12 protein-coding genes and 2 tRNA genes are annotated in these 9,373 nt (G+C 67.4%); 3 read left to right on the top strand and 11 right to left on the bottom strand.

The genetic code is table 11. The annotated features are described in order from the left end of the window. From QZV72_RS12640 to QZV72_RS12620, 5 genes are all read right to left on the bottom strand, one after another. A partial coding sequence (locus QZV72_RS12640) for an MFS transporter (RefSeq protein WP_297008938.1) occupies nt 1-667 on the bottom strand: 667 nt, incomplete at its 3' end. A gap of 139 nt (nt 668-806) precedes the next feature. After that, a complete protein-coding gene (gene nrdH / locus QZV72_RS12635) occupies nt 807-1,037 on the bottom strand; it encodes a glutaredoxin-like protein NrdH (protein WP_297008937.1) in 231 nt (76 codons plus the stop codon). Nucleotides 1,038-1,491: 454 nt separating this feature from the next. Beyond that, nucleotides 1,492-1,614, bottom strand: coding sequence for a type B 50S ribosomal protein L36 (gene ykgO / locus QZV72_RS12630; protein WP_264885627.1), 123 nt, complete (start codon nt 1,612-1,614; stop codon nt 1,492-1,494). A gap of 148 nt (nt 1,615-1,762) precedes the next feature. Beyond that, entirely contained in the window at nt 1,763-2,437 is a 675-nt protein-coding gene (locus tag QZV72_RS12625) for a vitamin K epoxide reductase family protein (RefSeq protein ID WP_297008936.1), read from the bottom strand. A gap of 122 nt (nt 2,438-2,559) precedes the next feature. Then, nucleotides 2,560-2,985, bottom strand: a complete 426-nt coding sequence (locus QZV72_RS12620; RefSeq protein ID WP_297008935.1) for a hypothetical protein — start codon at nt 2,983-2,985, stop codon at nt 2,560-2,562. A gap of 221 nt (nt 2,986-3,206) precedes the next feature. Here QZV72_RS12620 and QZV72_RS12615 point away from each other — a divergent pair. Next, nucleotides 3,207-3,279: transfer RNA gene (locus QZV72_RS12615), tRNA-Ala, on the top strand. 127 nt (nt 3,280-3,406) lie between these two features. Here the strand turns inward: QZV72_RS12615 and QZV72_RS12610 are convergent. Continuing rightward, nucleotides 3,407-4,771 (bottom strand): HAMP domain-containing sensor histidine kinase, encoded by a 1,365-nt coding sequence (locus tag QZV72_RS12610; RefSeq protein WP_297008934.1) that lies wholly within the window; start codon nt 4,769-4,771, stop codon nt 3,407-3,409. Nucleotide 4,772: 1 nt separating this feature from the next. After that, nucleotides 4,773-5,450 carry a response regulator transcription factor gene (locus QZV72_RS12605; RefSeq protein WP_297008933.1) on the bottom strand — a complete coding sequence of 226 codons (678 nt, stop codon included), beginning with the start codon at nt 5,448-5,450 and terminating at the stop codon, nt 4,773-4,775. Between the two features lie 150 nt (nt 5,451-5,600). Between QZV72_RS12605 and QZV72_RS12600 the strand changes: the two genes are divergently transcribed. Further along, nucleotides 5,601-5,673, top strand: a tRNA-Ala gene (locus QZV72_RS12600). A 77-nt stretch (nt 5,674-5,750) separates the two neighbouring features. Here QZV72_RS12600 and QZV72_RS12595 read toward each other — a convergent pair. Beyond that, on the bottom strand, nt 5,751-6,497 hold the full coding sequence (locus tag QZV72_RS12595) for a cyclopropane-fatty-acyl-phospholipid synthase family protein (RefSeq protein WP_297008932.1): 747 nt from the start codon (nt 6,495-6,497) through the stop codon (nt 5,751-5,753). Between the two features lie 69 nt (nt 6,498-6,566). Here QZV72_RS12595 and QZV72_RS12590 point away from each other — a divergent pair, with 69 nt between their 5' ends. Next, nucleotides 6,567-6,878 (top strand): helix-turn-helix domain-containing protein, encoded by a 312-nt coding sequence (locus QZV72_RS12590; protein WP_297008931.1) that lies wholly within the window; start codon nt 6,567-6,569, stop codon nt 6,876-6,878. A gap of 72 nt (nt 6,879-6,950) precedes the next feature. Here the strand turns inward: QZV72_RS12590 and QZV72_RS12585 are convergent, their stop codons facing one another. From QZV72_RS12585 to QZV72_RS12575, 3 genes are all read right to left on the bottom strand, one after another. Beyond that, nucleotides 6,951-7,517, bottom strand: a complete 567-nt coding sequence (locus tag QZV72_RS12585; RefSeq protein ID WP_297008930.1) for a PepSY domain-containing protein — start codon at nt 7,515-7,517, stop codon at nt 6,951-6,953. A gap of 107 nt (nt 7,518-7,624) precedes the next feature. Next, nucleotides 7,625-8,329, bottom strand: a complete 705-nt coding sequence (locus QZV72_RS12580) for a thioredoxin domain-containing protein (RefSeq protein WP_297008929.1) — start codon at nt 8,327-8,329, stop codon at nt 7,625-7,627. Nucleotides 8,330-8,505: 176 nt separating this feature from the next. Beyond that, nucleotides 8,506-9,252: a thioredoxin domain-containing protein gene (locus tag QZV72_RS12575; RefSeq protein WP_297008928.1), complete on the bottom strand. Its 747-nt coding sequence runs from the start codon at nt 9,250-9,252 to the stop codon at nt 8,506-8,508. Nucleotides 9,253-9,373: the final 121 nt, after the last annotated feature.

The following is a 9,373-nucleotide window of genomic DNA, read 5'->3' as shown; positions in this document are numbered from 1 at the left end:
CCTTCCCGGCGCCCTTCCCGGCGCCCGTCACCCTTCCGGCGGACACCGCGTCCGTCGGCGGCAGCGGCGGCAGCCTCAGCACCGCCCAGAGGGTGGAGAGCAGGCAGACGGCGTCGATGAGGTAGAGCCAGGCGAACCCGGTGACCGGGACGAGCAGGCCGCCGAGAATCGGCCCGAGAATCGCCCCGGCCTGCGTGACCGTCATGTTCAGCGAGGTTGCCGGACCGATCTTGCCCAGTGGGACGATCCTGGCGATGACCGCCGTGCGGGTAGGCTGGTTCACCGCGAAGAAGGCCTGCTGGACAGCGAAGACACTGAGCAGCAGCCACACATTGCCGAGACCGGACGCCGCCTGCGCCCAGAAAGCGACCGCGGTGGCGATCATGCCTACGGTGGTGATCCGCAGCAGCTTCGTCCGGTCCATGCGATCGGACAGGGCGCCACCGTACAGGCCGAAGATGATCAGCGGGACCAGGCCGAAGGCGCCGGCCAGACCGACGTAGGCGGAGCTACCGGTGATGGCGTAGATCTGCAGGGGGACGACGATGATGTTGAGCTGTGCACCGATGACGGTGACGATGTTCGCCGTCCACAGGCGGCGGAAGTGCGGGTACTCGAGCGGGGTGGTGTCCGCGAGCAGGGAGCGTAGCAGACCGGGTGCCGGCATGGGGTGTCCTCTCACTGGATCGCGGACGGAAGGGGTGCCTGACGGTGGTACGCCGGGACCGGCACACGCCGGCCGGTCCATGACAAAGGGAGCAGACGCCGACCGGCGTGTGCTCCCTCGTCCCCGGCGTGACGGAAGGTCAGGCTGCCTGGGCTGCCATCTCCCGGATCCGCTCCGGCCGGAAACCCGACCAGTGCTCGCCCCCGGTGACGACGACCGGGGCCTGGAGATGTCCGAGAGCCATCACGTAGTCGCGGGCCTCGTCGTCGATGCTGATGTCGACGAGCTCGTAGTCGAGGCCCGCCTTGTCGAGGGCACGCTTGGTGGCGGTGCACTGGACGCAGGAGGGCTTCGTGTAGACGGTGATCATCGTGACAACTCCTAGAGGTAGTGACTGCGGGGTCGAGAATGCTGCGGACTGCACGGTGACGTACGGAGAGGGCAGCCGACGAAGCGGTTCAGAGACCGTCCGGGGAGTTCCCTGACCGGTCCCTTCCCGGCGGTGCGATGCCGTCGACACTACACAGGCGACGGGCACCGCACAACCTCCCTGGCCACGAGATATTGGGGTAATTACACCGTCCAAACACTATATATAGTGGTCTTGTTCCGTAAAGGTGCAGGTGGTCGACAGGGGTCGGCACTACATGTTGAGGGTCGACGACAACCCTGTAATTCCATGAACGTGAGCCGGGGACGGAGCGCCGACCGGAGACATCGACCACGGTCCCGGGCAGCGGGTCCCCGGACACGCGACAGCACCCCCTGTCCGCCACCGCGGGGGTGACTGACAGAGGGTGCTGTTCGGCTCGAAGAACCGGCGATCAGCCCTGGCGGGCTTTAAAGCGCGGATCCTTCCGGTTGATCACGTAGACCTTGCCGTGGCGGCGAACGACCTGGGCGCCCGGCTTGTTCTTCAGCGACCGAAGGGACTTGCGGACCTTCATCGGGCGCTCCTTTCCTCGTCATGGGCCCCGACGCCTGATGACGACCGCGGCTTGATGTAAAACAGACAGACCCGGAACACACCGGGTCATGGCACATCGGAACACTCTAGCCCGATGCCGCCCCGGAACCAAAACCGGGGACCGGAACTCAGGCGAACTTCGCCAGGATCAGCACCACGAAGGCCGCGTACCAGACGACCAGCACAACCACCGGCATGATCCAGCCACCGGCGAAGGAGTAGCGGTCAGCGCCGTGGATCCCCGCGGCGTCCCGCTGACGCTCCCAGACGATGTGCACCAGCGTGATGAGGAACAGCGGCAGCACCACCGACCACACGACCATGCAGTAGGGGCACAGCGCCTCAATGGAGTACACCGCCTCGAACGCGAGCCAGTGGACGAAGCCGACCGCGAAAACGAGACCGGCGAGGAAGCCGTACCAGAACCACGCCCGGAACCTCGCCCCCGCCAGCAGTGCCACGCCGACGGTGATCACCACACCGAACCCGAACAGTCCGATGAACGGGTTCGGGAAGACGAACACCGACGCCTGACTCGACTGCATCACATCGGTGCAGGAGATGACATCGTTGATCGTGCAGGCCGGGACGAAGTCCGGATCCTTCATGAGCTCGATCTTGTCGTACATGATCAGACCGGACATGTAGAGTCCGACCGCCCCGAGGAGCGTCACAGCCAGGCCGTAGAGACGGGAACCGCCCCAGAAGCCGGGTGCAGCCTCCGCCACGCCCGCCGTAGCGGCCGTACCCGCCGCCGTCGTCGGTACCCGTGGCGCCTGTCCGCCTGTCGTCGCGTTACTCATACTGTCCGATCCTTGCAGAATCCTCGTCGGGACGGGCAACGGAGTGGGGGGTCACAACCGCATCGTCACCCCCGGTTGGCCCCTGCCTTCTACTGCCTTCTACTGCCGTCTACTGCCTTCCGCTACTTCGCGTCCATCGCGAGCGCGCGGATGCCGCGCCCCGCAGCGACCGCGACGACGCCGGTCCCGGCCGCCAGCGCGGAGACACCGAAGGAGAGCACCGAGGTGAGCAGCGAGGAGCGCACATTGGCTGCCATCAGGGCGGTCTCCCGCTCCGGGGCGTCCATGGGCAGGTCAGCGAAAGGCCTGCCGCCGGTCATGGCCAGGGCGTGCCTGTTCACGATGTCGGCCTGGGCGAAGGCGGTCACCGGGTCAGCGACCTTCCTGCCCGCCAGAGACCTCACGTCGGGGTGGACGCTGATGTTCTCGGCGAGAAGCTCCTGCCGGACCTTGAGATACCCGGTGACCCCGGCGGCGATGAAACCGTAACCGAGGAGGGAGACCGCGCGCCCGGAGCGGCGGGCGGCGGCGTTGTGGTTCCTGCTCATGAGTGTTTTCCTTTGATCGACGTGTTACGAACCCCTGCCGTTCTACCACCGCCGACCCAGATAGGCGACACGTCAACTACTTTCCAGGGCTCCCCACCCACCGCCTGAACGACCGGTGAACAGAGATCCGGTGTGCCGACCTGCAGGTTTGTCGATTCATGTGGTCATCCTGTAGATTTCAATCCGTTCGCACCGAGGTCCTCACGGACTGACGCACGTGCGGGGCTATGGCGCAGCTGGTAGCGCACCACACTGGCAGTGTGGGGGTCAGGGGTTCGAGTCCCCTTAGCTCCACAGAACACCGGAACCCCCGGTCGGAAGAGAGTCCGACCGGGGGTTCGCTGTGTCCCCGGACCAGGGCACCGCACCAGAACACCGGACGTCGACCCCCGGCCGAACTCACCGGCGGACCGGCACCTGCTCAACCGTTCTCCGGGGACGCCGGCAGGTCGACCGTGAACACCGCCCCACCACGCGGCCCGGCCCCCACCGACACTGTTCCGCCGTGGACCCCGACGACCTCCCGCACGATCGCCAGGCCCAGTCCGCTACCCCCGGCGTCCCGGGTTCGACCCTCGTCGAGTCGGGTGAAGCGGTCGAAGATGCGTTCCCGATCCCCCGGCGGCACACCGGCCCCGTCGTCGGCGACGGTGAGCAGCACCCGCTCCCCCCGATCCGTGGACTCACCGTGCAGCCGCAGTTCCACCTTTCTCTCCGCGTGCCGGGCTGCATTGTCGACGAGGTTGCGGACCACCCGGGCCAGCAGCCGGTCGTTGCCGTGAACCCGTCCGGCACCGACACCGGTGGTGTCCACCGTCACAGTTCCCCGTCGGTCTCCCGAACGACACAGCCGGTCGGCGTCCCGAAGGACCAGATCGTCGAGGTCCACCGGGGTCATGGGCGGACGCCTGCTCTCATCGAGTCTGGCGAGCAGCAGCAGCCCATCGACCAGGTCCTGCATCCGTTCCCCCTCCCCGACCACGATCTGCCCGAGTTCAGCGGTGGCCACCGCCTCGGGGTGGGCGACGGCGAGTTCAGCGTACTGGCGGATCGTCGCGAGCGGCGAGCGCAGCTCGTGGGAAGCGTCACTGACGAACCGCCGCTGCACCGTCCGGGACTTTTCGAGTCTGCCGAGCATCCGGTTCATTGTCGCCGCCAACGCCCCGAGTTCATCGTCGCCGCCGTCCACCCGTCGCGACAGGTCGGAGGCCCCGATGCTGTCGACCTGCCGACGCAGCCGCTCCACCGGGCGCAGGGAACGGCCCGTGACGACCCACACCACCAGAGCCACGAGCACAACCATCAGAGGAACGACCGCGGCCAGCAGCACCGTCGTCGCCGTCACCGTGTCACCGACATGCTCCAGCGGACGCGCGACGGTCAGGGTTCCGGCGTCCGTGTCCTCGGTGACCGCCAACCAGGACCCGTCGTCGACGGTGATCTCACTGCCGTCCTCCTCCCCTGCGGCGGATTCGGCGAGTCCGTCGGCGTCATCGTCGTTCAGCACGACCTGTCCACCCGGCGTCGCCAGTCGGACCAGCAGATCATCGTCGATGGCCGCGATGATCCGCGGGGTCTGTGACGGGGACGCCTCCAGCTGCGACTCCAGGGAGTCCAGGTCCCCGTCGACGGTCTCCGCGACCGAACCGGTGAGCGTCCGGCCGAGCACCGGCACCGCGATGGCCGCGGCGACAATGAGGATGACGGCGACGAAAAGTGTCGCCGCGGCGGTGATGCGGGCCCGGATCGAGCGCACCGGACGCAGGAGTTTGGCGGGTCTGCCCATGTCAGCCCCCGTTCCGGTCGAGTCGGTAGCCGGCACCGCGGACCGTCCCGATCGCCGCACGTCCGAAGGGCCGGTCGATCCTGGCTCGCAGGTGGCCGATGTAGACCTCGACGATGTTGGCGTCCCCGTCGAAGGAACCGCCCCACACGTTGGCGAGCACCTCCTGTTTGGTGACGACCTGACCGGTGCGACGCAGCAGGAAGTCGAGGACCGCGAGCTCGCGGGCGGTCAGCGGGATCTCGACGTCGCCGCGGAACGCCTGGCGGGACGCCGGGTCGAGTCGCAGGTCACCGGCGGTGAGGATCTCAGTGCGTCCCCGGGTGCCGCGCCGGACCATGGCGCGCAGTCTGGCGACGAGAACCGGGTAGGAGAAAGGTTTGGTCAGCCAGTCGTCGCCGCCGGTGTCGAGGCCCTCGACCTCATCCCACTCACCGTCCTTCGCGGTGAGGAAAAGTACCGGGGTCCAGTTGTCGTCCGCGCGCAGGGCTGCGCACACCCGGTAGCCGTCCATCCCGGGCATCATGACGTCGAGCACGATGGCGTCGTAGTCCGCGTCGGACGCCATGTCCAGGCCTGTCTCACCATCATGGGCGACATCGACGGCGATCCCCTCGGCCTCCAGTCCACGCCGCACGCCGTCCGCGAGCCGCACCTCATCGTCCACCACCAGGATCCGCATGGTGCACAGTGTCGCATGCTCCGGCTGAAGAGCAGCTGAACGGTACCGGATGGTCCGGTCGACCTGCCTGTTTGTGGGGAGCCGACGGGGTGTTGTACGTTATCCCTCGTTCGCAACGCGGATCCGGATGTCCGGGACCGTCGCGCGTGCGGGGCTATGGCGCAGCTGGTAGCGCACCACACTGGCAGTGTGGGGGTCAGGGGTTCGAGTCCCCTTAGCTCCACAGGACATGGAAAACCCCCGGTCGGAAGAGATTCCGGACGGGGGTTTCCCGTCATCACCGTCACGGATGTCGCAGGGTCAACGTCGCGCCATGAGAACGATGCCGTCCTTGACCGTGGCTTCCCCGCTCCCGTCCGGGCCGACCGCCGTACGGCTGCGGACCTCGCAGAGAGAAGTCTCCCATTCGTCCGGGTCGAGCCCGAGCGCGGCTACCTCCTCCGCCGGTGTCAGCAGGCCGTGGAACGGATCGTGTGTGTCCTCCCCGCGCGCCTCGGACTCCTCCGACCAGCGTCGTGTCCAGGGCGGCACATCCTCCGGAGTCTCGAAAGCGTGGGAGACGATGAGGAGGTGACCACCCGGGCGGACCCGGTCGGCCGCCCGTCGCAGGATCCGGGTGCGCGGCAGTTCCACCCTCGAATGGAGGAAGGACGCCGTGGCCAGGTCGAAGGTGTCGGGGGTGGTCCATTCCGAGAGATCCCCCGCCACCCAGTCCACCGCGTCGGCGACACCCGCCACCCTCGCCGACTCCTTCCCCCGCTCAAGGGCGGTCGCCGAGATGTCCACCGCGGTGACCCGGTAGCCGTGCCCTGCGAGCCACACGGCGTCCGCCCCCTCACCGCAGCCCAGCTCCAGTGCGGTGGCACCGTGCCGGACGGGAAGTGTCGCGACGACATCTGCGGTGGTGGCGTTCACCGCCCCCGACCACCGCTTGCCGTCTCCGGCGTACTCCGTCTCCCAGTGGGCCGCCACCGCCTGTGTGGCATCCGTCTGTGTGGCATCCGTCTGTGGGCCATCCGTCCACCCGTTCTCCGTGTCGTCGGTCATGGGGCAAGTACACCGGCATCCGGCGGCAACCGCAAGACCCCTTGCGGAATCCGCGAACAAGGAGGAGCGTTGTCCACCGATGATCTGCGACAGGTGGGGCCGCGTCTCAGGCCGCTCCGGCTGAAGTACGGCTGGCCCCTCGACGAACTCGCCGGCCGGACCCACATGCCGGGAAGCACCCTGTCCTGCCGGGAGTCCGGGAAGAGACAGACCGGCCTCGAACTCCTGCTCCCGCCCACCCCGCCCACCAGGGAACTGGGCGTCAGCCTCGACGGCCCGGTCATCACCCCGCTCACCCCCGCGGGATCCCCGTTCAACGTCGTGGCGATCACCTACCCTCCCACATCCCCACCTCCGCCGGGCCGGGCGCGGCACGGGTGATCAGCGTCTTCAGCCGGGAGGGGCTGCGGATGCACACACATACCGCCCCGACCCGCTGAGTCATCTCCGCCGTCAATCGTCCAGGTCGGCGCGCAGGATCTCCCCGGAGGTGGCGTCGATACGGATATCCCATTCCCGGGTGCCGTCGATGACGGTCGCGTCCCAGACGATCTGCCCGGCCTCACGGTCCAGGTCGAGGGAGTCGAGAACGCCGGGCCTCCCGGCCAGTGCGGCGTCGACGGCGTCCGCGGCAGTCACTGACGGGGCCTCGCGCTGTCCGGCGTCCAGGCCGGTCACACGCCCGCCGCCGACCTCACCGGTCGACGCGTCGACGGTCACCTCCGTGCCCTGTCCGTCGACGACGAGGGTGACCTCCCAAACGCGGCCGTCCTCGGCGTCGATCTCCACGGCATAGGACCCGGGTCTGCTGTTCAGTGCGGTTTCGAGAGCGTCTGCCGCATCCACCGCCGATGCCGGAGCGGACGGCGAATCCTGCGGGGCCGTGACGGTGACGGTCGGAGCGGTGGGCCCCGGATCATCGCCGCACGCGGTGGCCGACAGGGCGGCGGCCGACAGGGCGAGGGTGATGGCGGGCAGGGCGAGCACGGTACGGGTCGTGCGTGCGGATCGACGGTTCACGGGATTCCTCCAACGGGGTCAGGCGGGATGGACACTGTTGACCGTCAGCGTAACGACGCCCCGCTGAACGCCCGCTGAAGGCAGCACCCCCGACCCGGTACCCCCGGTCACCGTCCGACGACGTCGGGCACCCAGTCCGCCATCTTCGTGGGGTCTGCGGGGTCCTTCTTCATCTGCAGCTGCGTGCCGTCGACGAAGACCGAGGGAGTGCCCGCCTGACCGCCGAGCCTGTCCTTGAGCTCGACGAAGTTCAGTTCCAGGGCGGGCCGGTACGTCGTGACCACCGAACCGTCGCGGATGGCGTCCACTGTGCCGGCGTCGACCCCCAGTTCCTCGGCGAGACCGGCGAAGTCGTCCAGGGTCCAGTCGATGATGTCCCTGTACTGGAGAAAGGCGCGGTCGTGGTACTGCCAGAACGCGTCAACGTCACCGGTGTCCGCGATGGCGAGGGCGACCGCGCCGGCGAGGGTCGAGTGCCCGTCCTCTCCCCCGTCGAGGAAGTTGACGGTGTTGAACCGCATGGTGAGCTTGTCGTTGTCGAGGGCATCCCGGAGAGAGGCGGTATCCGCTTCCGCGAGGTCGGCACAGTAATGGCAGCTGTAGTCCTCGTAGAGGTCGACGACGGGCGTGCCGTCGGCGACGTCACCGGCGAGCACGATGTCCCCGTCCTCCAGTGTGACGCCGAGACCGGTCCCCCCGTCACCGGAACTGCAGGCGGTGAGTGCTGTTCCGGACACCACGGCAGACGCCAGGACCAGGCCGAGCAGCGGAGTGGTGAGTTTTCCTCGGATTCTTCCTCTGGTCTTGGTCATGCCCCCGAGGGTATCTGTTCCGGAAAAACACCTGTTCCCCTCCCCCCGGAATCGGGGAAGGGCCGTCGGTGTCCATCGTCGGACCGGTCGGGGATGCCCGGGACAGACCTTCGACAGTCACCGGGCCAGAAACAGGCCCGGAACAGGCCCGGAACCAGGCCCGGTGCAGAGAGCCGCTACTTCACGACGTCGGGGACCCAGTTCTGAATCTTGTTGGCGTCGTTCGGGTCTCGCCGCACCTGGTACTCCTCACCGTCAACGAAGATGGCCGGGGTGCCCTCAACGCCCCTGTCCTTCATGGAATCGACGTTGCCGGCGAGAACATCAAGGTACTCGTCCTTGACCGACTCATCACGGATGGCATCCACAACAGCCTTGTCAACCCCGAGCGACTCAGCGGCGTCCGCGTAGTCACCGTAACCCCAGTTTCTGGCCACGTCAGACTGGTTGGCGAAAACGTAGTCGTGAATGGCCCAGAAAGCCTCGGCGTTACCGGACTTGGCGATCGCCATCTGGACGGCGCCACCCATCGTCGCGGGCCCCGGCTTGATTCCGCCGTTTCCATCTGAATCGAGGATGTTCACGGTCTCGAGATTCACCACGAGCTTGCCGTCGTCCAGCGCCTGCTTCATGTCAGCATGATCAGCTTCGACAAGATCGGCGCAGTGGTGGCAGGCGTAGTCCTCGTAGACGTCGACGACGGGCGCGTCAGCGGCCGCGCCATCGCTCTTGAGGGTGATGGTGCCGTCCGCGTAACTCACCGAGAAGTTGACGTCCTCGGCCTCGATACCTGTGCTGTCAGTACGGTCCCGCCCCTGGATCACCACGACGGCGATGACGACGACAGCAATGACGACGATCGCGACGAGCCCCCAGAGGAAACCGTTGTTCTTCTCGTTCGGGGCCTTGATCTTCTGGCTCACCTGAATCCTGCTCTTCCTTCGTGTGCGTGTGCCCGGTCAGCACAGTTGTACCGGCGTCCACCCTATCTCCCACGGCATCTCCGTCACCACACACCCGAAGCGAGGAACCGCTGTTGACAGG

The sequence above is a fragment of the uncultured Corynebacterium sp. genome, from assembly GCF_902782855.1.
GTDB lineage: Bacteria > Actinomycetota > Actinomycetes > Mycobacteriales > Mycobacteriaceae > Corynebacterium.
The sequence above is the reverse complement of the archived record's forward strand: the minus strand, read 5'-3'. Positions and strand labels throughout refer to the sequence as shown.